Annotated in this window: 27 protein-coding genes and 1 tRNA gene; 20 read left to right on the forward strand and 8 right to left on the reverse strand. The window is 69.1% G+C overall.

All coding sequences use genetic code 11. The features are described 5' to 3' along the window. The coding region (locus ACFWI9_RS04860) for an FG-GAP-like repeat-containing protein (protein ID WP_387159081.1) at window positions 1-1,297 on the reverse strand (1,297 nt) is incomplete at its 3' end. Window positions 1,298-1,907: 610 nt separating this feature from the next. Here ACFWI9_RS04860 and ACFWI9_RS04865 point away from each other — a divergent pair. After that, window positions 1,908-2,633 (forward strand): DsbA family protein, encoded by a 726-nt coding sequence (locus tag ACFWI9_RS04865; protein ID WP_387159082.1) that lies wholly within the window; start codon window positions 1,908-1,910, stop codon window positions 2,631-2,633. A 68-nt stretch (window positions 2,634-2,701) separates the two neighbouring features. Here the strand turns inward: ACFWI9_RS04865 and ACFWI9_RS04870 are convergent, their stop codons facing one another. Together ACFWI9_RS04870 and ACFWI9_RS04875 are read right to left on the reverse strand one after the other, a co-directional pair. Next, window positions 2,702-3,463 (reverse strand): glycosyltransferase family 2 protein, encoded by a 762-nt coding sequence (locus tag ACFWI9_RS04870; protein WP_387159083.1) that lies wholly within the window; start codon window positions 3,461-3,463, stop codon window positions 2,702-2,704. Between the two features lie 5 nt (window positions 3,464-3,468). Beyond that, the gene (locus ACFWI9_RS04875; RefSeq protein ID WP_387159084.1) at window positions 3,469-4,257 is read right to left on the reverse strand and encodes a GntR family transcriptional regulator; all 789 of its coding nucleotides are present in this window, start codon (window positions 4,255-4,257) and stop codon (window positions 3,469-3,471) included. 323 nt (window positions 4,258-4,580) lie between these two features. On the opposite strand from ACFWI9_RS04875, the gene ACFWI9_RS04880 reads away from it, so the two are divergent. The 11 genes from ACFWI9_RS04880 to ACFWI9_RS04930 all read left to right on the forward strand — a co-directional run bounded on the left by ACFWI9_RS04880 (window position 4,581) and on the right by ACFWI9_RS04930 (window position 13,540). Continuing rightward, complete coding sequence (locus ACFWI9_RS04880; protein WP_387159085.1) at window positions 4,581-4,943, forward strand: hypothetical protein; 363 nt, start codon at window positions 4,581-4,583, stop codon at window positions 4,941-4,943. A 111-nt stretch (window positions 4,944-5,054) separates the two neighbouring features. Further along, window positions 5,055-5,369 (forward strand): hypothetical protein, encoded by a 315-nt coding sequence (locus tag ACFWI9_RS04885; RefSeq protein WP_387159086.1) that lies wholly within the window; start codon window positions 5,055-5,057, stop codon window positions 5,367-5,369. Then, on the forward strand, window positions 5,366-6,301 hold the full coding sequence (locus ACFWI9_RS04890) for a DUF2637 domain-containing protein (protein ID WP_387159087.1): 936 nt from the start codon (window positions 5,366-5,368) through the stop codon (window positions 6,299-6,301). Before ACFWI9_RS04885 ends, ACFWI9_RS04890 begins: the two co-directional genes overlap by 4 nt. Before the next feature lie 96 nt (window positions 6,302-6,397). After that, window positions 6,398-8,596 (forward strand): cell division protein FtsK, encoded by a 2,199-nt coding sequence (locus ACFWI9_RS04895; RefSeq protein ID WP_387159088.1) that lies wholly within the window; start codon window positions 6,398-6,400, stop codon window positions 8,594-8,596. A gap of 142 nt (window positions 8,597-8,738) precedes the next feature. Then, window positions 8,739-8,993 carry a hypothetical protein gene (locus ACFWI9_RS04900; RefSeq protein ID WP_387159089.1) on the forward strand — a complete coding sequence of 85 codons (255 nt, stop codon included), beginning with the start codon at window positions 8,739-8,741 and terminating at the stop codon, window positions 8,991-8,993. Between the two features lie 142 nt (window positions 8,994-9,135). Beyond that, complete coding sequence (locus ACFWI9_RS04905) at window positions 9,136-9,330, forward strand: hypothetical protein (RefSeq protein ID WP_338677559.1); 195 nt, start codon at window positions 9,136-9,138, stop codon at window positions 9,328-9,330. Between the two features lie 198 nt (window positions 9,331-9,528). Continuing rightward, entirely contained in the window at window positions 9,529-10,413 is an 885-nt protein-coding gene (locus ACFWI9_RS04910) for a bifunctional DNA primase/polymerase (protein WP_387159090.1), read from the forward strand. Next, window positions 10,410-11,009, forward strand: coding sequence for a hypothetical protein (locus ACFWI9_RS04915; protein WP_387159091.1), 600 nt, complete (start codon window positions 10,410-10,412; stop codon window positions 11,007-11,009). The genes ACFWI9_RS04910 and ACFWI9_RS04915 overlap by 4 nt, the downstream gene beginning before the upstream one ends. Next, window positions 11,006-12,028: an AAA family ATPase gene (locus ACFWI9_RS04920; protein WP_387159092.1), complete on the forward strand. Its 1,023-nt coding sequence runs from the start codon at window positions 11,006-11,008 to the stop codon at window positions 12,026-12,028. The genes ACFWI9_RS04915 and ACFWI9_RS04920 overlap by 4 nt, the downstream gene beginning before the upstream one ends. 133 nt (window positions 12,029-12,161) lie before the next feature. Beyond that, a complete protein-coding gene (locus ACFWI9_RS04925; protein ID WP_387159093.1) occupies window positions 12,162-12,374 on the forward strand; it encodes an excisionase family DNA-binding protein in 213 nt (70 codons plus the stop codon). Further along, window positions 12,374-13,540, forward strand: a complete 1,167-nt coding sequence (locus ACFWI9_RS04930) for a tyrosine-type recombinase/integrase (protein WP_387159094.1) — start codon at window positions 12,374-12,376, stop codon at window positions 13,538-13,540. Before ACFWI9_RS04925 ends, ACFWI9_RS04930 begins: the two co-directional genes overlap by 1 nt. A 51-nt stretch (window positions 13,541-13,591) precedes the next feature. Here the strand turns inward: ACFWI9_RS04930 and ACFWI9_RS04935 are convergent. After that, window positions 13,592-13,665: transfer RNA gene (locus tag ACFWI9_RS04935), tRNA-Gly, on the reverse strand. A gap of 207 nt (window positions 13,666-13,872) precedes the next feature. Here ACFWI9_RS04935 and ACFWI9_RS04940 point away from each other — a divergent pair. The 3 genes from ACFWI9_RS04940 to ACFWI9_RS04950 all read left to right on the forward strand — a co-directional run bounded on the left by ACFWI9_RS04940 (window position 13,873) and on the right by ACFWI9_RS04950 (window position 15,226). After that, the gene (locus tag ACFWI9_RS04940; protein ID WP_387159095.1) at window positions 13,873-14,076 is read left to right on the forward strand and encodes a hypothetical protein; all 204 of its coding nucleotides are present in this window, start codon (window positions 13,873-13,875) and stop codon (window positions 14,074-14,076) included. A gap of 71 nt (window positions 14,077-14,147) precedes the next feature. Next, the gene (dcd, locus tag ACFWI9_RS04945) at window positions 14,148-14,723 is read left to right on the forward strand and encodes a dCTP deaminase (protein ID WP_387159096.1); all 576 of its coding nucleotides are present in this window, start codon (window positions 14,148-14,150) and stop codon (window positions 14,721-14,723) included. A 5-nt stretch (window positions 14,724-14,728) separates the two neighbouring features. Further along, entirely contained in the window at window positions 14,729-15,226 is a 498-nt protein-coding gene (locus ACFWI9_RS04950) for a phosphoribosyltransferase (RefSeq protein WP_387159097.1), read from the forward strand. A 238-nt stretch (window positions 15,227-15,464) separates the two neighbouring features. On the opposite strand, the gene ACFWI9_RS04955 is transcribed toward ACFWI9_RS04950, so the two are convergent. Together ACFWI9_RS04955 and ACFWI9_RS04960 are read right to left on the reverse strand one after the other, a co-directional pair. Then, entirely contained in the window at window positions 15,465-16,352 is an 888-nt protein-coding gene (locus ACFWI9_RS04955; protein ID WP_387159098.1) for a Yip1 family protein, read from the reverse strand. Window positions 16,353-16,435: 83 nt separating this feature from the next. Continuing rightward, entirely contained in the window at window positions 16,436-17,605 is a 1,170-nt protein-coding gene (locus ACFWI9_RS04960) for an FG-GAP repeat domain-containing protein (protein WP_387159099.1), read from the reverse strand. A 194-nt stretch (window positions 17,606-17,799) separates the two neighbouring features. On the opposite strand from ACFWI9_RS04960, the gene ACFWI9_RS04965 reads away from it, so the two are divergent. Beyond that, the gene (locus ACFWI9_RS04965; protein ID WP_387159100.1) at window positions 17,800-18,471 is read left to right on the forward strand and encodes a hypothetical protein; all 672 of its coding nucleotides are present in this window, start codon (window positions 17,800-17,802) and stop codon (window positions 18,469-18,471) included. 112 nt (window positions 18,472-18,583) lie between these two features. On the opposite strand, the gene ACFWI9_RS04970 is transcribed toward ACFWI9_RS04965, so the two are convergent. Then, window positions 18,584-20,851 (reverse strand): heterodisulfide reductase-related iron-sulfur binding cluster, encoded by a 2,268-nt coding sequence (locus ACFWI9_RS04970; RefSeq protein ID WP_387159101.1) that lies wholly within the window; start codon window positions 20,849-20,851, stop codon window positions 18,584-18,586. 147 nt (window positions 20,852-20,998) lie between these two features. After that, window positions 20,999-21,628, reverse strand: coding sequence for a sugar transferase (locus tag ACFWI9_RS04975; protein WP_387159102.1), 630 nt, complete (start codon window positions 21,626-21,628; stop codon window positions 20,999-21,001). Window positions 21,629-21,861: 233 nt separating this feature from the next. Between ACFWI9_RS04975 and dnaK the strand changes: the two genes are divergently transcribed. From dnaK to ACFWI9_RS04995, 4 genes are read left to right on the forward strand one after another with little or no spacing between them, the layout of a single operon-like run. After that, window positions 21,862-23,718, forward strand: coding sequence for a molecular chaperone DnaK (gene dnaK / locus ACFWI9_RS04980; RefSeq protein WP_387159103.1), 1,857 nt, complete (start codon window positions 21,862-21,864; stop codon window positions 23,716-23,718). Further along, entirely contained in the window at window positions 23,718-24,377 is a 660-nt protein-coding gene (gene grpE / locus ACFWI9_RS04985; RefSeq protein ID WP_387159104.1) for a nucleotide exchange factor GrpE, read from the forward strand. The genes dnaK and grpE overlap by 1 nt, the downstream gene beginning before the upstream one ends. 45 nt (window positions 24,378-24,422) lie before the next feature. Continuing rightward, on the forward strand, window positions 24,423-25,610 hold the full coding sequence (gene dnaJ, locus ACFWI9_RS04990) for a molecular chaperone DnaJ (RefSeq protein WP_387159105.1): 1,188 nt from the start codon (window positions 24,423-24,425) through the stop codon (window positions 25,608-25,610). A 4-nt stretch (window positions 25,611-25,614) separates the two neighbouring features. Next, window positions 25,615-26,073: a heat shock protein transcriptional repressor HspR gene (locus ACFWI9_RS04995; protein ID WP_387159106.1), complete on the forward strand. Its 459-nt coding sequence runs from the start codon at window positions 25,615-25,617 to the stop codon at window positions 26,071-26,073. Window positions 26,074-26,148: the final 75 nt, after the last annotated feature.

Here is a 26,148-nt window from a genome sequence, read left to right on the forward strand (position 1 = left end):
CCCGGCCCCGGTAGCCGTCCTCGCCGTTGCCGCCCACGTAGAGCTCGGGGCTGCCGTTCTTGTCGGTGTCGATCAGGGCCAGCGCGGCACCGAAGTGGTCGTTGTTCTCCGAGGTGCTGGGGATGCCGACGGCGTTCTGGGTGAACGAGGCGGCCCCGCTGGTGGTGAGCCCGGACGCGCTGCCGCGCAGCACGGTGATCGCGCCCGACTTCGCGGTGGTGGCCGGGTCGGAGCCGGTCTCGTAGGAGGCGCCGATGACCACGTCGTCGTAGCCGTCCTTGTCGGTGTCGCCGATGGCCACGGCCGAGCCGAACTGGTCGCCTGCCTCGTCGATCCCCGGGACTCCGCTGCTGGCCTGGGTGTAGGAGCGGGCGTCTGTGAGGCCGTCGGGGCTGCCGTAGGCCACATGGATCTTCCCCAGGTAACCATCGGGATGGCCGGTGACCAGGTCCTGGCGGCCGTCCTTGTTCAGGTCGCCGAAGGTGTAGCTGTTGCCCAGGGAGGCGTAAGGCTCGTTGAAAGCGGTGCCCTTGACCAGGCCCTTTGCCGAGCCCTTGAGTACCACACCGCCATGCGTGCGGCTTCCGTACCAGCCGCTGACCACGATGTCGTCGACGCCGTCGCCCGTCGTGTCGCCGACGTAGACCTCGGAGGGGTTGAATTTGTCCAACTTCTCGATGTCGCGGTACCACACGCGTGCCGACCTGCCCGTGGTCCGGTTGATCGGGCCGAGCAAGACGCTAAGGCCGTGTTCCTTGCCGAAGGTGCTGCTGCTGACGACGTCGTCGACGCCGTCGCCATTGACGTCGCCCACTCCGAAGCCGCCGTAGGCGGCGATGGACGTGGTGGTGGCGCCGGTAATGCCGCCCTTGCTGCCCCAGAGCACCATGCTCTTATTGGCCCAGCGGACGACCAGGTCGTCGTATCCGTCGCCGTTCAGATCGCCGTGGCCGCTGACCTCGCGCCACCGCTCACCCTCGACGGGCTCGCCGGGGACGCCCGGCGTGGCCTTGCTGATGACCGAGGCCGTCTCGTACCGCAAGCCCGTGGCGGAGCCGTAGGCGACGGTGACCACGCCAGCCCGCTTGAAACCAGCCACGGTGGCGGTGTGCGCGCCGATCGCGAGGTCCGGGTAGCCGTCGCCATTGAAGTCCGCCTTGTCAGTCCCCGCGGTCCCGCCGCCGCTCACGGCGGCCCGCGGTGCGGATCCAGCCGCGGTCGCTGCGGGTGCCACAGCGGTGACACCAAGGACAGTGGCCGCACAGACCGCGGCAGCAGTGAGCGCCTTGACACTCATCGAACCCCCCAATTGATGACGAGACGGCCCCCACCGGCCCCGCCTGAAAATCGAATACATGCAGTGTGTCGAGTGGGGCGGATCCCCCCGCGCCGCGACTCTTAGCCGTTCACGCAGCCCCGAACCAGGCACGACCCTTCGGCACGCCGAACGAGGTGCCGTCGAAGCTCACGTAACCGGTCCCAACGACACCCCCGCCCCCCACCGGCGGTGGCGATGACCGCGGCTGCGCAGAGAGCAGCCGTTGGGTCGACCGCATGAGCACGTTACAACACATCGTGACCTGGACAGACGTGGGGTTTGAGAGAACCGGTGACAACCGCAGGCGTCCGCTGCCCGCCCGACAGTCGAAGCACCAGACCAGGAGAGGCGGCCAATGGTTGTACGAGGCAATCACCGCGGCCACGGTCAGCCTGTGGGCTTTCACGGTGCTCCAGCAGAGGAGGGGCAGCGAGTTCACGGCCGATGTCCTGGACGCTCTGGCCGGTCTGGCATAGCGCGCTCAGGCTTCCGGCCAGCGGTCGTCGTACCGGCTGCGCACTGCGAGGTTGTCTACGAGGTCCCGGTCCGCCGCTAAAGTCTCCCCGCGTATCAAGGGGAGGGACCTTTCGTGAGAGCCGGACGAATCCGCCGCCTACTGATGGCGGTCGCACTGCTGGGGCTGTCCACGGCAGCTTGCGGTGACCAGACGAATGCGGCGCAGCGCGAACGCCGCCACCCATATGCCGTGATTGAGGACCTGCCAGAGTCCCTGGGGCCGGACGGGACCACGATCGTCGTGGGGGATCCGAGCCGGACGCCCGTTCACCTGTACGAGGACATGCGCTGTCCCGTCTGTCGGCAGTTCGAGGTGAACGGCTCGGGTCCCGCGTTGCTGGACATGACACTCGGAAAGGAAGTGCGGGCCGAGTACACTCTGGCCTCCTTCCTTGACGACCGACTTGGTGGCACCGGCTCGAAGAAGGCAGCCAACGCACTACGCGCTGCGCTGGAACAGGGCAAGTTCGCCGAATACCACGCCATGCTCTTCCGTAACCAGCCAGCGGAGCAGACCGACGGCTATACCGACAAGTTCCTGCTCGCGATGGCATCGCGCGTGAAGGGCCTCCGCAGCCCGGCGTTCGACTCCGCGGTTCAGGAGATGAAGTACGCGGACTTTGTGGCCGCCTCCCAGAAGGCCTACGAGGACGCCGGTGCCCCTGGTACTCCATCGGCGTACAGCAACGGCAAGCGACTACCGGACAACGTCCTGCTCGCCCCAGATGCGCTGCAGCTCTTCGCCGGCACTGAGCAATTGCTAGGAGCCGGACACAGGACCACCCCCGTGCAACCGTAGATGGCCTCATCGGCCGACAGCGGTTCGTGACCGGGCGCTGCGGACCCTGTTTCCCCTGACCCTCTCAGTCAGCGCTGCGCCGGATAGCACCAGTCCAGGCTTGCGAGCGCGCGCGCCCTCGCCTCCACGACCGCCATGCGCGCGTCGCGCTCGGCGGCCTCCGTGTGGGAGGGCTGGCTCGTCGCCTGTCCAGGCCACTTGCGGTAGAGGAGACCCACCTCCGGGGAGAACCAGCCACGGCTCGTCGCGTTCAGGGCCATCAGCAGCCCGGTGTCCTCGGATGCCGGAAGCGCCATCCAACCTCCCAGGGCGAGGAGCAGGTCACGGCGCACGAAGAGGGTCGCCGGGTGCACCTGGGCGCGAAAGCCGTTCGCCTTCCAGTACTCCAGCACTTCGCCAGGCTCGATCGGGCCGGCGTCGGGGTCGCCCGGGAAACCGGCGGTCGAGCCGTCGGGCAGGAAGTCGAGCACGCGTGATGTCGCCCAGCCGATCGACGCGTCCGCTTCGAGCGCGGCCAGATCCCGGGCGAGCACACCCGGTGCCAACTGGTCGTCGGCGTCCAGGACCTTGACGTAGTCACCGTCGGCATGGGCCATGGCCATCATGCGTGCGACGCCGGGGCCGCCCGACCGCCCCTGACGGAAGACCACCCGCTCGTCGCCGTCGGGGACATGCGGGCTGACCTGGTCCGTCTTCCCGTCTTCCTGAATGATCCAGCGCCATTCCCAGCCGTCGGGGAGCTCCTGCTCGCAGATCGACTTGTACGCGTCCGGCAGGAACTGCGCCGACGGGGCGTGGACAGCGGTGACGATGATGACGCGCCGGGCCACGGCACTCACCACCTTTCCAGGGGAGTGGTGAACAGGAGTTCCGTGCGGTCGCCGGGCAGCGTGACGTCGGAGATCTCCACGGCGCGGTCGTCGGTGTCGTACGAGGTCTTACGCAGGACGATGACCGACGTCCCGGGAGGGAGCTCCAACTCCTCGGCTTCTTCGGGCGTCGGCGGGCGGGCGGTGATCCGCTCCTCGATGCGGTCGAGCTCGATGCCAAGCGTCAGCAACTGGTTCTGGGTGCCGCCGGGCCACGGCTCCTTCGTCTCGTCCAGGAGGTCGGGGTTCACGGCGACCATGTCGCGTACGAGGTACGAACTCACCAGGGCGAAGGGCGCGGTCTCCGCCGCGTACCGCGTCCGGTAGACCCGCTCGACCAGCGATGCGCCCTCGGATACCCCGAAGGCCTCGGCCAGACCCCTGTCCGCCTTGGCCTCCCCGTAGGAGGCGCTGAAGACGAGGTCGTTCACCTGGAGGCCGGTGTCGTGCTCCGTGGCGCCGGTCTGGAGTCGCTCCCGCTCGGGCTCGCGTGCGCGGTTCTTCTCCCACTGATGGCGCAGGTTCGTGCGCAGGACGCGAGTGCGGGGCTGGCGGACGAAGTTGCCCCGGCCGTGTTGCTTCTCGATGAGCCCCTCGTCCTGCAAAAGGCGTAGTGCCTCGCGGATCGTGGGGACGCTCTTCCGGTGCCGCTCGGCCAACGCGGTCTCGGCCGGAAGCTTGTCACCCGGGCGCATCTGACCTGCGCGGATAGCTTCCCGCAGCTCGTCGGCGATCTTCTCGTACGCCTTGGCCATGTGGTGCTCACCGTTCCTGATCGAGGGGCGACGCCAGCATACGACTCCTTAAGAGGTCTTGACGACCGGGGAGCTCGTACGTCATAGTCCAAATCAACTCCTAAAGAGGTCTTGAGGACAGGAACTCTTTAGGAGTTGCTCTGCCCGATGCCCGGAGGAAAGCCCGCAGGGGTGAGTACGAAGGCCGCATCCGCTCCTTGAGAACTCCACAGCGCGCCTTGAAAGAACAGCTCACTTGATCTTCGGCGCCGCCGTCCGAAACGGCGCCAACCCCTGGGCGGGGCTTCCGCCCTGGGCCCGTCATCTGTTCCAAGGAGGTATCCATGCAGCTCGCCATCGGCGATGTCGTCCGCGACCGCAGCGACATGGCCCTTGCCACCGTGGCCGGACTGACCACCAGCGTGGAAGGCAACCTCGTCGCCCTCCGGCTCCCGGGCGGAGGCATACGGCTGGCAGCGCCCTATGACCTGGACCTCGTGGCTCGCCACAGCCGACCGCCGACCGCTGCCCACACCGTCGTATCCGTGCTCGCCCTGGCCACCGCTGTGGTCGGCTGGCGTTCCGCCTGGGAGCTCGCCGCTGATTGGTCGCTGGCCTTCCTCACGGGCCTCGGCTGCTGCACCGCCGTGAAGCTCACATTCCAGTCGTGGGTGCGCCTGACCGGGCCTCGCCGCTTCCGCGTCTGACGGCCCCTCGCACTTCTCAGCCGAGGACGTTGGCCGACGGGCCACGCGATGCCCACCGACCTCGGCTCTCCCATCCCATCCAAGCCCGCATCCAGGACTCAGGAGAGGTCGATGCGTACGTACGTTGGCGGCCAAGAGGCCGTGAACGCCGTTGAATTCGTCGAACTGGCCTACGGGTTCGAGTTCGACATCCCGATGCCCGAGGACTTCCGCGAGCTGTTCCTCGGCATGCCGGACGAGACCCCCGAACAGCGCGCAGTCCGGCTCGCCGCAGCCGGTGACGTGCTGGCGGAACTGCGCGAGTCGAGTGACATCGATGAGGTGTCGGTGCTCAACACGCTCTATGCCGAGCAGCTGATGAGTGTCGTGCAGCTGAGGGACGGGGTCACGGCACCCCACCCCCCGTGGTCGAGGAAGGCCGCGTGAACGGGGGAGCACCGCACACCGCGCCCCTTCCGCCGCTGACGAGAAGCGAACGCCTACTGCTCTGCGCGGTCGCCCCCGCCGGTGCCGGAGTCGGCGGCCTCGGGCTGGCTTCCTCGTTCAACTCCGTCTCCCAGACGGCGGAGCGGTGGGGCTTCACCCAGTCCTGGATGCTGCCGATCGGCATCGACTTCGCGATCCCGGTCTTCACCGCGGCGAACCTTCTGCTCATCAGGTTCGGCATGCCGCTGGCCTGGGTGCGCGCGGTGCCGTGGGCGCTGACGCTCGTCACGTGCTGGCTGAACATCGCGGCCGGCTCCTCGCTTTCCGCCCGGATCGCTCACGGGACGATGCCGCTTCTGTGGGTCGTCCTCAGCGAAATCGTCGCCCATGGGTACGCCGTGCGGATCGGCGCGGCCACGGGTCGGCGGATGGAACGTATCCGGCGCTCTCGCTGGCTCTTCGCACCCCGCACGACGCTCGCGCTCTGGCGTCGCATGGTGCTCTGGGAGCTGACCGACTACCGCGAGGCCTTGCGGGTGGAGAAGCGGCGCCTGCTCGCCCGCGCCGAACTGCGCGAGCGGTACGGACGCCGATGGCGCTCGCGGGCGCCGCGCCGTGACCTCGTACTTCTCCGGATGGGCGAACTCGACCCCGGGATGCCCTCAGACAAAGAGCCCGGCGCGGATGAGCCCGAACGCCGCGAGCCCCGGCCGCGTCGCCGCGCCCGGCACGACAAGAGCAGTCCCCGCATGAGCTGGGACGAAGCACTCAGCAAGGGCCGCGCGGAGACCGCCGACTGGCCGTATGAGCGCCTGGATGCCGAACGCATCCGCAAGGCGGTCGGTTGCAGCCAGGACCGGTCACGTCGGCTTCGCGACGTACTCAAAGCCGAACGCGAGGAGCAGATGCTTCCCGATCCGGCCGGTGTCTGACACCGAAGTCCCCACCTGTTTCGCCGGGCCCGGCCGCTGCTTTGGCGGGTAGGGCCAGGCCCGGCTGTCCCTCCCGTCTGACAGGAAGGAACGTCAGTGAAACACGAGAGCGGTGACGCTCACGAGCGCGAACTGTTCGCGCGACTGGAGAAGGAGGTCGCCTCCCACTCCCCGGAGCCGGCGCCCGCGTCGAAGGGCGGAGCACCGACGCCCGGTGGCTCCGCTGAGTCGACTCGCCCAGAGCCGGGAGAGTCGGCCGACCCGACCGACACGATCATGGTGGACCGGCCCGGCGGCTCCTCGGGCCCCGGACTCGTGGACCGTGTCCTCGGCTCCAAACGGCGCCCTGTAATCCCCGCATGGGCCCGGTCATGGGGCGAGTTCACCACCGCGGGGAAAGGCGTCGCTGCGTACGCGTGGCATGTAGCCGCCTATCACTCCGTACGAACGCCCTGGTACGCGCTCCGGCTCACCGTGCAGGCTCCGCTGGGAGCCGCCCGGTTCCTCGGCAACGTGATGCGCTGGGTGTCGGACGCCGAAGGCGAGCCGCTGCGGCAGGACGCCGCCAGCCGTGAGGACGTCGGCGACTACTTGAAACTCTCCCGGCAGCGTGACCGCCGGGTCCGGTGGCGGACGATCGTGTCACTCGTCGCGGGCACCGTCGGGCCGATCGTCGCCCTGGCCCTTTACGTCCTCGCCCCGAGGTGGCTGACCGCGCTCGCGATGGTGACCGGAGTGCTGACACTCGGTCGGCTGGGACAGTCGGCCGACGCTCCGGTCATCAACCGGGCCGTCGAGATCCCGAAGGCCACCAAGCTCACGAGCGATATCGTCCTCCGCGCCCTGGGCTCCCTCGGCATCCCGGCGATCAACCAGGACCAGGCCAAGGGCGGCCCCGGGTTCACCTTTACCGCGCCCATCACCCGCGACGGCCCGGGTTGGCTCGCGGAGGGGGACCTCCCGTACGGCGTCACCGTGACCGACGTGGCCGACCGGCGCGAGCGTCTGGCGTCCGGTCTGCGCCGCCCTCTCGGCTGCGTCTGGCCGGAGTCCGTCACCGACGAGCACACGGGGCACCTCCGGCTGTGGGTCGGCGACCAGGACCTCTCGAAGACCCGGCAGGTACCTTGGCCGCTCGCCAAGTCCGGCACCGTGGACCTTTTCCGGCCGATCGACTGGGGTACGGACCAGCGCGGCCGGTGGGTCGGCATCACGCTGATGTTCATCGCCGGCGTGATCGGCGCGATCCCCCGGATGGGCAAGACCTTCCTGCTCCGCCTGCTGCTCCTCATCGCCGCGCTCGATGTGCGCGCGGAGCTCCACACGTACGACCTCAAGGGCACTGGCGACCTCGACGCGGTCGGCGACCGCGTGGGCTACCGGCACCGGGCAGGCGAGGAGGAGGCGGACATCGAGTACGCCATCGCCGACCTCAGGCAGATCCGGGAGGAGATGCGGCGGCGGGCCAAGGTGATCCGGTCCCTGCCCAAGGACATCTGCCCCGAGTCCAAGGTGACGACCGAGCTGGCGTCGAAACGCTCGCTCGGACTGCACCCGATCGTCATCGGTGTGGACGAGTGCCAGGTCTGGTTCGAGCACGACAAGCACGGCGCGGAGTTCGAGGAGATCTGCGTCGACCTGGTCAAGCGCGGTCCGGCGACAGGCATTGTGCTGCTGCTGGCGACCCAGCGGCCGGACAAGGACAGCATCCCGAAGCCGATCAGCGCCAACGCCTCCGCCCGCTGGTGCCTGAAGGTCATGGGCCAGGTCGAGAACGACATGGTGCTCGGCACCGGCGCCTACAAACGGGGCGTACGGGCCACCCTGTTCGCCTGGTCCGAGAAGGGCGTCTGCTACTTCCTCGGCGAAGGCGCGGACGCTCGGATCGTACGGTCCGCGTTCATCGACGCGGTGGAGGCCGACCGCATCGCGCTCCGGGCCCGTGCCTTGCGTGAGCGTGCCGGAACGCTCGCGGGCCATGCCGCAGGCGACCAGCCCGAGGGCCCGGAGTCCCCGTCGTACGACCTGCTTGCCGATCTCATCGCCGCCATCCCCGACACCAGCCACAAGGTCTGGAACGAGGTGGCCGTCGCCGCCCTCGCCGAGCTGCGGCCCGGCGTGTACGGCGACTGGACGGGCGAGCAGCTGACCCTCGCGCTCAAGCCGTACGGCGTCCGCACCGGCCAGGTGTGGGGCACGGCGGAGGACGGCAAGGGCGCGAACAGGCGCGGCATCAAACGCGCCGACATCCTCAAGGCCATCGCCGAACGTGACGGCGGAGCCGCTGCGGCCTAGCCGCTCGCGCCCGCTGGACCTAGCGGGTCACCCCGCTAGACCTAGCACCCCCGCTAGCGACCTCAACGGCCTCTGAACTGCGCACTAGTGCCTAGCACCACTCCATGAACAACCCCAGAAACCAGCCTGGAGAGGGGTTTCCATGCCCATGTGGTTCGACCTCGTCATCATTCTTCTGTTCATCACGCTCAGCTACACAGCCCTGTGCGCGGCCAGCCCCCTCGGCGCCTGCCGCAAGTGCGGCGGCTGGGGAACCCAGGTCCGCGTCTCCCGCCTCAGCGGGCGGCTCAAGCGCGGTCGCAGTTGCCGTCGCTGCGACGGCTACGGACAGCGTTTCCGGATCGGCCGCCGCCTCTACAACGCCGTCGCACGGCTGCACCGCGACGCCGCCCGCTGAGACAAGGAGGACTTCATGCGCCGAGTCCTGTACCTCGCGCTGTTCGGTCTGCTGCTCGGACTCGCGGCCAACGCCGCCACCTCCGACACCGAGCCACCCTGCCCGGCAGTCTCGCCCGAACTCCCGTAACGGAGGCCCGACGTTGACCTTCACGATCTCCGCCCTGCTCCTCTTCGGCGTCCTGCTCTTCCTGCTCATCCGCTCGAAGTCGGTCGGAGGTGTCGCGGCCGTGGTCGCGGTGCTCTTCGGCTACTACCTCTCCCACACCCCGGCCGCGCCGGCCATCGACCAGTTCATGGCCGCCCTCGCCAACGCGATCCCGGACCTGGACTCGTAGGCGGGAGCTCCGCAGTCGATCCCCGGGCGGTCACCTTGCCGCCGCCGGGAACCGCCGGGCGTACGTCCGCGAGGAGTACCGCGTCCGGCGGCTCGCACAGAACCACTGAATCGGACCGGGGCAGCGGTCGACGGGCCAACGAAGCCCGCTGCCCCGGTCCTCCCCATCCCATCCAAGGAATCAGGAGGTGCCATCAGGATGCACCACTTCACCCCACCCCCGGCAGTCCTTCAGGCCGCTGAGCGGGGCTGGCACATCTTCCCGCTCGTCCCGGACGGCAAGCGCCCTGCTGTGCGCTCGTGGGAGTCCCGCGCCACGACCGACCCTGCCCGGCTCACACGCTGCTGGTCGGCCGGTGCCTACAACCTCGGGGTCGCCACTGGCCCTTCGCGTCTGGTCGTCGTGGATCTGGACGTCCCCAAGGACGAGGGCGACCGCCCGCCTGCGGCGACCCCGGCGGGCGTGACCGACGGCGCTGACGCGCTCGGCCTGCTCGCCGAGGAACACGGCGAGCGCTACCCCTCCGACACGTACACCGTCCGGACCGTCAGCGGAGGTCTCCACCTCTACTTCACGGCCCCGACCGGTACCGCGCTGCGGAACACGGCGGGCAGGCTCGGCAGGAAGATCGACACCCGGGCGAACGGCGGCTACGTCGTCGCCGCCGGCAGCACAGTCGACGGCCGCTCGTACCAGGTCGTCCATGACGCACCTCCGGCGCCGCTCCCGAGCTGGCTGGCGAAGCTCCTCGCTCCGGCGCCGCTGCCGCCGCAGGAGCCGCTGGACGTGTCGCTGCTCGCCGTCAACGGCCTCGACCGCTACCTCGCGGCTGCTGTCGCCGGGGAGGTCCAACGGATCGCACGGGCCGTCAACGGCAACCGGAACAACGCCCTCTATCAGGCGTCCGTGGCGCTCGGGCAGCTCGTAGCGGGTGGAGAGCTGCCCGAGGGCGGTGTGACGGCGAAGCTCGCCGCCGCCGCTGCGGTGAAGGGCCTGCGCGAGTCGGAGGCCCTGCGCACCATCGCCTCCGGACTCCGCGCCGGTGCGCGCAAGCCCCGCACCGTCACCAGGAGGGCAGCGTGAACCTCAGCCTTCAGGACACCTACCTCGGTTGGCGGGAGCTGCCCCACGGCCCGGCCTGCCCCCGACCGTCGTGGACGGTCGACGTACGCGAGGACGAGCACTGCCGCTCGTCGTACGGTGGCGCGACCGAGAGGCACACCTGCCCGAACGAGGACTGCGACCACGGGGGTTCGTACCCGCGTACGGCGGTGCGGGTGGTCTGCCTCGCCTGCCACGTCGCCCATGTCATCAGCGGCGAGAGCGGCGGGAACCACCGTACGACCACCCGGGAGACCGGATTCGGCGAGGCTCCGCGCAAGGCGGCCGGTCTCTACCTGTGGCCAGGGCAGCCCTGGTTCGACGCCGAGCCCCACGAGTTCCTGGTCACTCGCGGCAAACCGCGACGGCTGACGGCATCAGACGTGGTCGGCGAGATCCACGAAGGGCGCGGGCCGCGCGGCGGGAAGCAGTTCTCGGCCGTCGCAATGCCGACGCCGAACGGCACATACGGGATTGGCGCAATTCGCTGGGAGCGGGCACGGGACGGCTTCCCCTCCTGCTCCGCTGCCGCGAAGTGGATCGCGGCGCAGACCCGAGAGAGCGATGAGGCGAAGTGACCGACAACCCCGACACCACGCCCCATCTGTACTCCGCGCACCCCGCCCCGGAGCCGCAGCCACTCCAGCCCGCCCAGCAGCGCATCCGCACCGCCTGGACGGCCGACGAGCTGATGGCGACGGAGTTCCCTGAGCCCAAGTGGGCCGTTCCCGGGATCCTCGCCGAGGGCGTCAACCTGCTTGCCGGGCCGCCCAAGGTCGGCAAGTCCTGGCTGTCCCTGGGACTGGGCCTCTCGGTCGCGGGCGGAGGTACCGCCATGGACACCATCCCGGTCGAAGGCGGCCCAGTGCTGTACCTCGCCTTGGAGGACACCCCGCGCCGACTCCAGACCCGGATGGGGAAGATCCTCGGCGGCCGACCCGCCCCGGCCACACTGACGCTCGCGACCTCCTGCCCGCCGCTGCCACAGGGCGGGAACGAGGCGATCGCCCAGTGGCTCGACCGCAACCCCGAGGCACGGATGGTCGTCATCGACGTCTTCGCGAAGATGCGCGGACACTCGACCCCCGGCGCCTCGGCATACGACGCGGACTACGCCGCCGTCGGACACGCGAAGCGGATCGCGGACCACTACGGCGTCGCCATGGTCCTGGTCCACCATGTGCGCAAGGCCGGATCGGACGACTTCCTCGCCGAGGTCTCCGGCACGAACGGCCTCGCGGGCGCCGCTGACGCCACCCTCGTCCTGAAGCGCTCCCGCGGCCAGGCCGACGGCGTCCTCCACGTGACCGGCCGCGACGTGGACGAGGCCGAGTACGCGCTCCGCTTCTACGCGGAAGCCGGCGCCTGGCAACTCCTCGAAGGTCCCGCCGCCGACCACACCATCGGCGACACCCGCGCGACGATCCTGCGCTTCGTCCGCGCGAACCCCGGGGCCAGGCCGAAGGCCATCACCGAGGGCACGGGTCTGGAACCGGACCTCGTCCGCCAGACCTGCTCGCGGATGGCCAAGGACGTCCAGCTCATCAGGAAGGACGGCGGCTACGTCGTGCCGTCCGAGAACGGGGGACAGCAATGACCAGTCACAGCTGTCACAGCGTCACCGCAGTCATTCCGCCGCCTACCTGTCGACTCGCGGCCATCGGCCACGTCGACAACCCGCTCAACCGCGAATCGGCCCGCGAAGCACTCGCCTCGGAAGGAGAACAGTCTTGAGCGACCACCTATTGACCGTGGAGCAAGCCGCCGAACGTCTCGGCACCACCGTGCGCTTTCCTCGTCGGCTGATTGCCGAACGCCGGATCGCCTTCGTCAAGGTCGGGCGTCACGTGCGGATCGCGGAGAGCGTGCTGGACGCGTACATCGACGGCAACACCGTCCACCCCATCCGCCGACGCCGATCGTGCTACGGGAGGGCTGCCTGATGGCCGCGAAGAGGAAGCGTCGCTTCGGGCGCATCCGCAAGCTGCCCTCGGGCCGGTACCAGGCTCGCTACCTCGGGCCCGATGGGATCGACCGCCCGGCGCCGCACACCTTCGCGACAACGGGAGACGCTGACGACTGGCTCGCAGAGCAGCAGACCGAGGTCCGCCGCGGCGACTGGGTGGACCCGGATGCAGGGGCGGTCAACTTCGAGGAGTACGCGTATCGGTGGGTCAAGGAACGCCGTCTCTCGCCGACAACGGACGAGCTGTACCGGCGGCTGCTCCGACTCCACATCCTGCCTACCTTCGGAGTCCTGGACCTCGACGAGATCACTCCGCCTCGCGTCCGTTCATGGCGCTCGGAGCGACTCGACGCCACGGGCGCGGACACCACGATCGCCAAGGCGTACCGGCTGTTGAAGGCCATCCTGCAGACCGCTGCAGACGACGAGTTGATCCGCCGGAATCCATGCCGCATCAAGGGTGCGGGCAAGGAATCCGCGGAGGAGCGTCCGACAGCCACCGTCGCCCAGGTCGACGCGATTGCCGACGCTTTGGGGCCCCGCTGGCGCCTCATGGTGTACATCGCCGCGTACGGCCCGGCGCGGCCGGAGGAACAGGCTGCGATGAGGCGCCGCGATGTCGACCTGGAGAACGTCGGCATCTGGGTGCGCACGGCCGAGCCGGAACTCACCACTGGACGGCGGGTGCCCGGCGCTACCAAGTCGGACGCGGGCAAGAGATTCCTCGTCCTGCCGGCCTTCATGGAGAAGGACCTGAAGCGCCACCTGTCCTGGTACGCAGAGAAGACGCCGGACGGGCTGCTGTTCGTGGGGGAGAAGGGCAAGCCGTTCCGCCGCTCGACCTTCGGGCGGAAGTGGCGCAAGGCCCGCACCAAGGTCGGACTGTCGGAGAACTTCCGTTTCTACGATCTTCGTCACACCGGGCACACGCTCTCGACCCAGTCCGGCGCCACTCTCAAGGACACGATGGTCCGTGCCGGGCAGTCCTCCGAGCGGGCCGCGCTGATCTATCAGCATTCGAACCTGGAGCGGCAGAAGGAGGTGGCCGGGGGCATCGACGCCCGCGTCCGGGCCGAGCGTGAAAAGGCCGACGACGTGCCCGACGATCAGGCATCGGGCACGGAACGGGCACGCGACGCCTAGGGCGGTCTAGACAACAAAGAAGCCCCGGGCCTGTGGCCTGGGGCTTTCTTTTGGAGCGGGTGACGAGAATCGAACTCGCGCTCTGAGCTTGGGAAGCTCATGTTCTACCATTAAACTACACCCGCGAAGCGGACCGATCGATCGGCCTTCGCATCGTTGCACACTGTACCCCATATGAGCCCCTCGGTGCATGAAGCCGGTGGGTTTTCGTGTGGGAGCCGGCTCCGGAGGGCGTACCTTTGGGGAGCGGTGCGGCGCGTGGAGTGGTGTCCCGTTGATCCCCTAATGTGGCTATCTCGTCCGCGTGTTGGGGAAGGGACTTGATGGACCCGATGGACTCGATCGATCGCACCGTCGTCCGCTGTGCCGAAGGGCATGTGTTCACTACCTCGTCGTTCCCGATGCAGCAGCTCGGCGCCGACCGGATCGGCCCTGGTCGGCTCATCCGGTGTCCCCGGTGTGCTCGGCTGCGGCATGCGGTGCCGGTGGAGCTGCGGGGGCCGCTGGGGCTTGTGGAGCAGCGCCGGGGGCAGTGAGGCGGTAACGGCGGGAGCGCGTGGTGGCGCCCGGTTGGGGCGGGGCCGCGCGCTCTGCGTATCCTCGGGGGGTGCTTCTCTCAGACAAGGACATCCGGGCCGAGATCGACGCCGGGCGGGTGAGTATTGATCCGTTCGATGAGTCGTTGGTGCAGCCTTCGAGTATCGACGTGCGGCTCGACCGCTATTTCCGGGTGTTCGAGAACCACCGCTACCCGCACATCGACCCCGCGGTCGAGCAGGCGGACCTGACGCGGCTGGTCGAGCCGGAGGGCGACGAGGCGTTCATCCTGCACCCGGGTGAGTTCGTGCTGGCATCGACGTACGAGGTCATCACGCTGCCGGACGATCTGGCGTCCCGGCTGGAAGGCAAGAGCTCGCTCGGGCGGCTCGGTCTGGTCACGCATTCGACGGCGGGCTTCATCGACCCCGGTTTCTCCGGGCATGTGACGCTTGAGCTGTCGAATCTGGCCACGCTGCCCATCAAGCTGTGGCCGGGGATGAAGATCGGCCAGCTGTGCATGTTCCGGCTGAGCTCGCCCGCGGAGCATTCCTATGGTTCCGAGAAGTACGGGTCCCGCTATCAGGGGCAGCGGGGGCCGACGGCCTCCCGGTCGTTTATGAATTTCCATCGGACGCAAGTGTGACGGGCATGACGCAGATACGGGAAAACCTGACGTACGAGAAGTTCGGCGGCGCGATTCGCGAGCTGGCGCAGACCATCGCGGATGACGGCTACGAGCCGGACGTCGTGCTGTCCATCGCCCGTGGTGGCGTGTTTGTCGCCGGCGGACTGGCTTACGCCCTGGACTGCAAGAACATCCACCTCGTGAATGTGGAGTTCTACACCGGTGTGGGCACCACGCTCGAGATGCCCGTGATGCTGGCGCCGGTGCCGAACGCGATCGACTTCTCGAACAAGAAGGTCCTCATCGCGGATGACGTCGCCGACACCGGCAAGACGCTGAAGCTGGTGCACGACTTCTGCCTCGAACATGTCGCCGAGGTGCGTTCCGCAGTCATTTACGAGAAGCCGCACAGCCTCGTGAAGTGCGAGTACGTCTGGAAGCGCACCGACGACTGGATCAACTTCCCGTGGAGCGCCGAGCCGCCCCTCGTGCGGCGTGAGGGCCAGGTTCTCGACGCCTGAACCGGACGCGGTGAGTCTCGAATCCATGAGTGGACCCCCGCGGCAGCCTGCCGCTGGGGTCCACTCATCTCACTGGGCTCCGCTCACATGGCCCGGCGAAGCCGCTCCATCTCGGTTGCCGACTGAGGGTAGGGCTCCCCGCCGCACGAGACATCGGCTCCTGCCCGCTCTGCCAGGCGGAAAGCCTCAGGCCCCTGACGGGGAGCCAGGGGCCTGAGGGATGAGCGGCGTTCGGTGCTCAGATGGTGCCCAGCTTGATGATCGCCAGCAGCGCGATGAGCTGGATGGCCGACGCTCCCAGCGCCTTCGGCCAGGGCAGGTCGTGCGACTTGCTCACCATCGATGTGAACAGCGCACCCGCCGCCAGCCAGGTCGCCCAGCCCACCACCTGTACCAGCGGGTTGTCTCCGCCCAGGAACATCGCGAAGACCAGCCGCGGGGCGTCCGTCAGGGGCATGATCAGCATGGAGAGGCCGACCGTCGGCTGCCAGGAGCCGTCGCCGCCGAGCTGGCGGGCCAGGGTGTGGGTGACGGTGCCCAGGATCAGGCTGCCGATGACGAAGAACACGCCCGTGATGAGCACAGAGGTGAGCGCGGTCGTGAACGGTGCCTTGATGACTTCTTCGCGGGACTGGTCGAAGCCGAAGATCGCGAGCAGCCCGTACAGGAACGAGACGGTGAGCGCCGGGCCCCACACCGGGTAGTCCCGCATCTGGTGGAAGGTCGGGCCGGGGCGCATCACGATGCCGCGGAGCAGCTCCTTCCAGTGCAGGCGCGGGCCGACGGGGGCGGAGGCGGAGCCGGCGTGGTACGTCGCGGCGTGTCCGTAGGGGTCCTCGTTGATGCTGAAAGCCCTGGTGTGGCCGGGGTTGTCGGCGTACGGGTCAGCGGCGGGGTGAGGGTCGCCGAAGTACTCCGGTTCGCCGTGCGGGGCCCGCCCCTGGCGCGGGTGGCCGCCGCCGTTCGGGGGCCACTGCTGCTGAGGGGGGTACGCGGGCGCGCCCTGGGCGCCTCCGTACTGGCCGTGCGACGGGCCATACGGCGGTGGGGGCGCCTGCTGCGGGCGCTGCTGTTGCGGAGGGCGGTTGTCGCTGCCCCGTCCTCGTCCGATCCTGAATCCAGCCACGTATTCGAACGTACCTGGTCCTGTGCGGTCCGGTGGCCTTGGTCCGGATACGGAGCGGCTTTGCTGCGGAGCTGTGACATCCCCTACGGGGTGTCCCTGAAGGGCTCTTGGAGGAAGACCGCCGTGCTGAACGTGGCCGTGGGCCGCGAGCCGTCACCGCTCGCCGGGTAGAACGCGATCACGTCGGCGCTCTCGCCCCGGTGGGTGCGGGTCACCACATCTGGCCGTGTGTCGCCGTCGAAGTCCGCGTAGCGCAGCAGGTCCGTGGTGGGCGATGACTCCCCGGCCGGCAGCGCGGGCGCCGCCGGGACGCGTACGGCCTTGAAGGTGTACGAGCCCCCCGGCGTGCGCGGGCCGTCCTCGCCGCCCAGCAGCAGCTTGCCCTCGGCCGCGTTGCCGGCCAGGGCGAGGGAGCGGGTGGAGTGGACGAGGTCGTCGTAGCCGTCGCCGTTCGCGTCGGCCTTCGGCGAGGGGGCGGCGAGCACCGGGCCCGCGCCCGGGATCGGCTTGGCCGCGGCGCGTGGCGCGCCCGTACGGGTGAAGGGGCCGTGCAGGAAGCTCACGCGGCCGCCGGACGCCGTGACGGCGAGGTCGTCGTAGCCGTCGCCGTCGAAGTCGCCGCAGACGGGGTGGTCTGGCCACTCGTTGCCGTAGCGCGCCTGTTCCGGGATCCGGAGTACGACGGCCTTGCCGCCTGCCGAGCCCAGGCCCGAGGGGCTGCCGAAGAGCAGCTGGAGCGGGACGGGCGGGCGTCCGACACCGTTGTACGGGGGGTCGGTGGCCACGATGAGATCACTGAAACCGTCCTTGTCGAGGTCGCAGGCCGCCACGGCGTCGAAGGCCGAGGGCAGCACGCCCTTCACCTTCGCGCCGTTCGCACGCGGGGTGAGGAGGCGGCGTACGGCGGGGTCCGGGGCGCCCTTGGCGGTGCCGTAGACGATCCCGAGGCCCGCGTCGTCGTCGTGGCCGCTGCCCGGGGCCTTGACCAGGTTGTTGAGGACGAGGTCGCGGTGGCCGTCGCCGTTGAAGTCCTCCGGGACGCCGCTTCCGCTGCCGTGCGGTACGGGAAGGGCGGGCGCCGCGGCACCGGCGAGCGAGGATGGACCGGAGCCGGAGGCGGTGGTGGCTGACGGTGTGGTGGCGGGGTGGGGGATCAGCCCGCAGGCCGCCAGTGGTGCGCCCGCGAGCAGCACACTCGCCAGCGCCAGGGCGGTGTTGCGTATCCGGCGCACCACGACTCCGTCTTCTTTCACGGGAAACCAGCCGCCTCATCATGCGCACACCAGGAGCTTTGGCCAATGGTTCAGCACTGGGTGATGGGTCACGTGCGGAAGATTCGTCCAACTGTGCTGGTTTATCGCGATGACTGTTACATGTGTGTGAAATGACCTCAATGTGAGGTGCTTAGCGTCGGGGTGGTCAGCTGTTCCCACGCAGGAGTCATCCCATGCACGTCACCCGACGTACGTTCCCTATCGCCGCCCGCACCGCCGTCGCCGCCGGAGCCGCGGTGGCCCTGGTCCTTCCGGCCGGGGCGGCCTTCGCCGAGGCGGGCACCGGCTCCGGCATCGGCTCGGACGCGTACCGGGGGGCGACGCACACCGCGACCGGCGACGTCCGGGCCGCCAGGCTCGCCGACGGGTCGGTCGCCCGCGTCCACAAGCTGGGCCCGAACCACCACCGCGCCGACATTCGCGACGGCGGCACCCGGGTGGGTGTTCTGGAAAGCACCGGAGCCCCGGTGCTCGGGCGGTATGGCGAACTGCGCGTGATGCTGCTGCCCGACGGCAACGTGGTGTCCTGGATCGAGCGCGCAGCCGAGCCACGGGCGCGTACCGGCACTGCTTCCGCCGGTGTGGTGATGCCCGACGGGCGGGCCGTGAAGCTGATCGGGTCCGACGCGTCGGGTGAGCCCCGCGCCGAGGTGTCGTCGAGCACCGGGCGCCCCCTGGGCGCCCTGACGGCCCGGTACCGCACCGCCCTGTACGGCGCCTGGACGTACCGGCTCGTCCCCGACCGGCGGACGCCGTTGCTCGTCGTCATCGACGGCAGGCGCGGCGGCAGCGGCTGGGTGTACGACTTCCACGGCAACCCGATCCAGACGTACCGCACCCGGTAGGCGGCGGAAGCGGCACAAGCGGAAGCGGCACAAGCGAAAGCGGCCGGTCCTGCCCCCGAGGCAGGTCCGGCCGCTTACGTGCTGCGGCGCTACGGAACGTAGGACGCAGTGGCTACTTCACCGGTTCCGGCTCCGGCTCGTTCTGCGTCTCCGCCTCGCCCGCCGGGTCCACCGGCGTCCTGACGGAGTCGAGGAGCAGCTGCGCCACATCCACGACCTGGAGGCTCTCCTTGGCCTTGCCCTCGTTCTTCTTGCCGTTCACGGAGTCCGTGAGCATGACGAGGCAGAACGGGCAGGCGGTGGACACGATGTCCGGGTTCAGCGACAGCGCCTCGTCCACCCGCTCGGTGTTGATGCGCTTGCCGATCCGCTCCTCCATCCACATGCGGGCACCACCGGCGCCGCAGCAGAAGCCGCGCTCCTTGTGGCGGTGCATCTCCTCGTTCCGCAGGCCCGGCACCTTGGCGATGATCTCGCGCGGCGGGGTGTAGACCTTGTTGTGGCGGCCCAGGTAGCAGGGGTCGTGGTACGTGATCAGACCCTCGACCGGCGTCACCGGGATCAGCTTGCCCTCGTCGATGAGGTGCTGGAGCAGCTGGGTGTGGTGGATGACCTCGTACTCGCCGCCGAGCTGCGGGTACTCGTTCGCGATGGTGTTGAAGCAGTGCGGGCAGGTCGCGACGATCTTCTTCGCCGACTTCGGCTTCTTCGTCGACTCGTCCTCGTCATCCTCGCCGAACGCCATGTTCAGCATGGCCACGTTCTCCGCGCCGAGCTGCTGGAACAGGAACTCGTTGCCGAGGCGGCGCGGCGAGTCGCCGGTGCACTTCTCCTCGCCGCCCATGATCGCGAACTTGACGCCCGCGATGTGCAGCAGCTCCGCGAAGGCCTTGGTGGTCTTCTTGGCGCGGTCCTCAAGGGCGCCGGCGCAGCCGACCCAGTACAGGTAGTCGACCTCGGTGAGGTCCTCGACGTCCTTGCCCACGACCGGGACCTCGAAGTCGACCTCCTTGGTCCACTCAAGGCGCTGCTTCTTGGCCAGACCCCAGGGGTTGCCCTTCTTCTCCAGGTTCTTGAGCATCGTGCCCGCCTCGGACGGGAAGGCGCTCTCGATCATCACCTGGTAGCGGCGCATGTCCACGATGTGGTCGATGTGCTCGATGTCGACCGGGCACTGCTCGACGCACGCACCGCAGGTGGTGCAGGACCACAGCACGTCCGGGTCGATGACGCCGTTCTCTTCCGCCGTACCGATCAGCGGGCGCTCGGCCTCGGCCAGCGCCGCGGCGGGCACCGACGCGAGCTGCTCCTCGGTGGCCTTCTCCTCGCCCTCCATGGTCTTTCCGCCGCCGGCGCGCAGATAGGGCGCCTTGGCGTGCGCGTGGTCGCGCAGCGACATGATGAGCAGCTTCGGGGAGAGCGGCTTGCCGGTGTTCCAGGCGGGGCACTGCGACTGGCAGCGACCGCACTCGGTGCAGGTCGAGAAGTCGAGGATGCCCTTCCAGGAGAACTGCTCCACCTGGCTGACGCCGAAGACGTCGTCCTCGCCCGGGTCCTCGAAGTCGATCGGCTTGCCGGCCGACGTCATCGGCAGCAGCGCGCCCAGCGAGGTCTCACCGGTGGCGTTGCGCTTGAACCAGATGTTCGGGAAGCCGAGGAAGCGGTGCCAGGCCACACCCATGTCGGTCTTCAGGGAGACCGTGATCATCCAGATGAAGGAGGTCGCGATCTTCAGGCCCGCGAAGAAGTAGGTGAGGTTCTGGAGCGTGGAGACGTCCAGGCCTTCCAGCCACGCCACCACCGGGTACGAGATGAAGAACGAGGCCTCGTAGCTGTCCACGTGGTGCTGGGCGCCCTCCAGCGCGTGCAGCATGAAGATGCAGACGCCGACGATGAGGATGACCGTCTCGACGAAGTACGCCTGGCCGAAGTTGGAGCCGGCGAAGCGGGACTTGCGGCCCGGTTTGTCCGGCCTGCTCAGCTGGCGGATCACGATCAGCGCGAGGATGCCGAGCACCGTCATGGTGCCCATGAACTCGACGTAGACGTTGTACGGCGCCCATTCGCCGACGATCGGCAGGAGCCAGTCGGCCTGGAAGAGCTGGCCGATGGCGTTGACGATCGTCAGCAGCAGGGTGAAGAAGCCCACCGCCACGAACCAGTGCGCCACACCGACGACGCCCCAGCGGTTCATCCGGGTGTGGCCGACGAACTCACGGACCAGGGTCACGGTGCGCTGGTACGGGTTGTCGGTGCGCATGCCCGCGGGCACGTTCTGGCCGAGCCGCAGGAATGTGTAGATCTGGAGGATGGCGCGGCCGAACAGGGCCACGCCTACCACGATCAGAACCAGCGACACGATGATCGCGGCGAGTTGCATGTGGGGCTCCTCGGGCCTGCGAGGTGGGGAATCCGGCGCTTACCAGACGCGATGCCTACTAAGCGGTAACTTATTCAGTCCGTGCTGAGACTACCCACATATTCCGCCGCACTGTAGTTGCGCAAGCGGTGATCTGCGTCGCTCAGGTCACCCTGAGTACGTAGTGGTGGGGCGGGGTCGTGGGCCGTGCCGCTTACGCCGTCGCCGTCCAGGATGCACCCGGTCGCGTCCGCGCATCGCGCCAGGGGTGCGCAGCAGGATCGCCAGGTCCAGTCGCACCCCCAGGTGCTCCACATAGTGCTGGTCCAGCAGTGCGGCCTCGTACCAGGGCATGGCGGAGTGCCGGGCGAGCTGCGCGAGTCCCGTCAGGCCGGGTTTGACGCTTTGCCGCCAGGGCGCCGCCGCGCGCGGATCGTCCGGCGCCAGCGCGGCGGGGCCGACCAGGGACAGCTCGCCGCGCACCACATGGGGCAGCCGTGACAGCAGGTCGAGGCGGAGCCGGCGGGAGCGCAGGGAGCGGATGACGATGGCCTGCCCGTGCAGTCCTGTCCTGGTCTCCTGCGTGTACGGGCCGCCGGGGCGGCGCGGCGGCACCGCCGACCAGGCCGCGGCAGCGGCCAGCAGGGGCGCGGTGATGAGCAGCAGGGCGGTGCCCGCGACCACGTCGAGAAGACGCTTGAGCCGGATGTGCCGCACCGGGCGATGCGCGGGGTGGACCGCGCGAGGATGCCGCACCGGATGCGGGGGCCTCATCGGGCGCGTGAGCCGCGCGCGCATGCCTCTCACCTGGCTCACCTGTCCGTTCTGTCATCTTTTCGGGTGCTTTTGCGAGAACCATGGCACGGTGAAGGTCGAGGTGCGCGCAGGCCGCGCCCGGGGCGGCCGGAAGGGTCTGCGTCGCTGATGTGCGCGCACCATAGTTGAGTCGCATCGACTCAGGTCTGTTGACTCGCCGAGGGGAGTCGTGCATCCTTGAGCCAGTTGCACTCAAGTCCTATGGAGGAATCGAAATGGCACGTGCGGTCGGCATCGACCTGGGCACGACTAACTCCGTCGTCAGCGTTCTGGAGGGCGGCGAGCCCACCGTCATCACCAACGCAGAGGGCGCCAGGACCACGCCGTCCGTCGTCGCCTTCGCCAAGAACGGCGAGGTGCTGGTCGGCGAGGTCGCGAAGCGCCAGGCGGTCACCAACGTGGACCGGACCATCAGGTCCGTGAAGCGCCACATGGGCACGGACTGGAAGATCGAGCTCGACGGGAAGAACTTCAACCCGCAGCAGATGTCCGCGTTCATCCTGCAGAAGCTGAAGCGCGACGCCGAGTCCTACCTGGGCGAGAAGGTCACCGACGCGGTGATCACCGTCCCGGCGTACTTCAACGACTCCGAGCGCCAGGCCACCAAGGAGGCCGGTGAGATCGCGGGCCTCAACGTCCTGCGCATCGTCAACGAGCCGACCGCCGCCGCGCTCGCCTACGGCCTCGACAAGGACGACCAGACCATCCTGGTCTTCGACCTCGGTGGCGGTACCTTCGACGTCTCGCTGCTGGAGATCGGCGACGGTGTCGTCGAGGTGAAGGCCACCAACGGTGACAACCACCTCGGTGGTGACGACTGGGACCAGCGCGTCGTCGACTACCTGGTGAAGCAGTTCGCCAACGGCCACGGTGTCGACCTGTCCAAGGACAAGATGGCGCTCCAGCGTCTGCGCGAGGCGGCCGAGAAGGCGAAGATCGAGCTGTCGTCCTCCACCGAGACGACGATCAACCTGCCTTACATCACGGCGTCCGCCGAGGGCCCGCTGCACCTGGACGAGAAGCTCACCCGCGCCCAGTTCCAGCAGCTCACGGCCGACCTGCTGGAGCGCTGCAAGACCCCGTTCCACAACGTGATCAAGGACGCGGGCATCCAGCTCTCCGAGATCGACCACGTGGTCCTCGTCGGTGGCTCGACCCGTATGCCGGCCGTCGCCGAGCTCGTCCGGGAGCTGACCGGCGGCAAGGAGGCCAACAAGGGTGTGAACCCGGACGAGGTCGTCGCCATCGGCGCCACCCTCCAGGCCGGTGTCCTCAAGGGTGAGGTCAAGGACGTCCTGCTCCTCGACGTGACCCCGCTGTCCCTCGGTATCGAGACCAAGGGCGGCATCATGACCAAGCTGATCGAGCGCAACACCACGATCCCGACCAAGCGCTCCGAGATCTTCACCACGGCCGAGGACAACCAGCCGTCCGTGCAGATCCAGGTCTACCAGGGCGAGCGCGAGATCGCGGCGTACAACAAGAAGCTCGGCATGTTCGAGCTCACCGGCCTCCCGCCGGCCCCGCGCAGCGTCCCGCAGATCGAGGTCTCCTTCGACATCGACGCCAACGGCATCATGCACGTGACCGCGAAGGACCTGGGCACGGGCAAGGAGCAGAAGATGACCGTCACCGGCGGTTCCTCGCTCGCCAAGGACGAGGTCGACCGGATGCGCCAGGAGGCCGAGCAGTACGCGGAGGAGGACCACCGCCGCCGCGAGGCCGCCGAGACCCGCAACCAGGCCGAGCAGCTCGTCTACCAGACCGAGAAGTTCCTCAAGGACAACGAGGAGAAGGTCCCGGGCGAGATCAAGACCGAGGTCGAGACCGCGCTCACCGAGCTCAAGGACAAGCTCAAGGGCGAGGACACCGCGGAGATCCGCACCGCCACCGAGAAGGTCGCGGCCGTCTCCCAGAAGCTGGGCCAGGCCATGTACGCCGACGCGCAGGCGGCGGGCGCTGCCGGCGACGCCGGTGCCGGTGCCGGGCAGGCCAAGGCGGACGACGCCGACGACGTGGTGGACGCCGAGATCGTCGACGACGAGAAGGACCAGAAGGGCGGCGCTGCCTGATGTCTGAGGAGACCCCGGGCTTCGAGGAGAAGCCCGACGTCCCCTCCGGCGCCACTCCCGAAGACGCGGCGCAGACCGCCCCCTCCGCGGAGGAGGGGGCGGCCCCGGCCGGGGACGCAGCACAGAACGGCACCGCCCAGGCAGGCCTGACGGCCCAGCTGGACCAGGTCCGCACCGCGCTCAACGAGCGCACCCTGGACCTCCAGCGGCTCCAGGCCGAGTACCAGAACTACCGCCGCCGGGTGGAGCGCGACCGGATCACCGTCAAGGAGATCGCCGTCGCGCAGCTCCTCACCGAGCTGCTGCCGGTGCTCGACGACATCGGCCGCGCCCGTGAGCACAGCGAGCTGGTCGGCGGCTTCAAGTCGGTGGCCGAGTCCCTGGAGACGGTCGCCGCCAAGATGGGACTGCAGCAGTTCGGCAAGGAGGGCGAGCCCTTCGACCCGACGGTCCACGAGGCGCTGATGCACTCGTACGCACCGGACGTCACCGAGACGACCTGTGTGGCGATCCTCCAGCCGGGTTACCGGATCGGGGAGCGGACCATCCGTCCCGCCCGGGTCGCGGTGGCCGAGCCCCAGCCGGGTGCGGCGCCCGCCGCTGGAGCGCAGGAAGAGCAGTCGGCCGACGAGGAGAGCGGTGGCCCGGACGAGGGCTGACGTGATCGATTACGTACGAGGACGGGTCCGGAAGGAGGGACGTCGATGAGCACGAAGGACTTCGTGGAGAAGGACTACTACAAGGTTCTCGGCGTCCCCAAGGACGCCACCGACGCCGAGATCAAGAAGGCGTACCGGAAGCTCGCCCGCGAGTTCCACCCGGACGCCAACAAGGGCGACGCCAAGGCGGAGGAGCGCTTCAAGGAGATCTCCGAGGCCAATGACGTGCTCGGTGACGCCAAGCGGCGCAAGGAGTACGACGAGGCCCGCGCGCTCTTCGGCAACGGTGGCTTCCGGGCCGGTGGGCCCGGCGCCGGCGGCACCTTCAACTTCGACCTGAGCGACCTCTTCGGGGGCGCCCAGGGCGGCGGTGCCGCGGGCGGCTTCGGCGGCGGAGGCGGCGGCGGACTCGGCGATGTCTTCGGCGGTCTCTTCAACCGGGGTGCGGGCGCGGGTACGCGTACCCAGCCGCGCCGCGGCCAGGACATCGAGTCCGAGGTGACGCTCAGCTTCACCGAGGCCGTCGACGGGGCCACGGTCCCGCTGCGGATGTCCAGCCAGCAGCCCTGCAAGGCGTGTTCGGGCACCGGCGATAAGAACGGCACCCCGCGGGTGTGCCCGACCTGCGTCGGCACCGGGCAGGTCTCGCGCGGCGGCAGCGGCTCGTTCTCGCTGACCGACCCCTGCGTGGACTGCAAGGGCCGCGGCCTGATCGCCGAGAACCCGTGCGAGATCTGCCACGGCAGCGGCCGTGCCAAGTCCTCGCGCACCATGCAGGTCCGCATCCCGGCGGGGGTGTCCGACGGGCAGCGCATCCGGCTGCGCGGCAAGGGCACCCCGGGCGAGCGGGGCGGACCGGCCGGCGACCTGTACGTCGTCGTCCATGTCGACGAGCACCCGGTCTTCGGCCGCAAGGGCGACAACCTCACCGTCACCGTGCCGGTCAGCTTCACGGAGGCGGCCCTCGGCGGCGAGGTGAAGGTCCCGACCCTCGGCGGCCCCCCGGTCACGCTGAAGCTGCCCGCCGGTACGCCCAACGGCCGTACGATGCGAGCCCGCGGAAAGGGCGCCGTACGCAAGGACGGCACCCGCGGCGATCTGCTGGTCACCGTGGAGGTCGCGGTGCCGACACAGCTCGGCGAAGAGGCACGGGAGGCTCTGGAGGCCTACCGGAAGGCGACTGCGGACGCCGATCCGCGGGCAGAACTGTTCCAGGCTGCGAAGGGAGCGTGACCTCATGGAGAGGGACGGCCGACGCCGTAATCCATACCAGCTGACGGACGAGACACCGGTGTACGTCATCTCGGTGGCGGCCCAGCTCTCCGGTCTGCACCCGCAGACCCTGCGGCAGTACGACCGGCTCGGCCTGGTCTCCCCGGACCGCACGGCCGGCCGGGGCAGGCGCTATTCGGCGCGGGACATCGAACTGCTCCGCCAGGTGCAGGCGCTGTCCCAGGACGAGGGCATCAACCTCGCCGGCATCAAGCGCATCATCGAGCTGGAGCACCAGGTCGCGGCGCTCCAGGCCCGGGTCGCCGAGCTGTCAGCGGCGGTCGACGGCGCGGCGGCGGCGATGCAGCAGCGCGAGGCGCAGGTGCACGCGTCGTACCGGCGCGACCTGGTGCCGTACCAGGACGTGCAGCAGGCGAGCGCGCTGGTGGTGTGGCGGCCGAAGCAGCCGAAGCGGGACATGTGACAGCCTGACAGCCGGGCCTGAGGACAGAGGCCTGGGGACAAAGGCCATGCGAAGGGGCCGGGAGGACCACAAGGT

The sequence above is a fragment of the Streptomyces sp. NPDC127084 genome, assembly GCF_042724175.1.
Classification (GTDB): Bacteria; Actinomycetota; Actinomycetes; order Streptomycetales; family Streptomycetaceae; genus Streptomyces.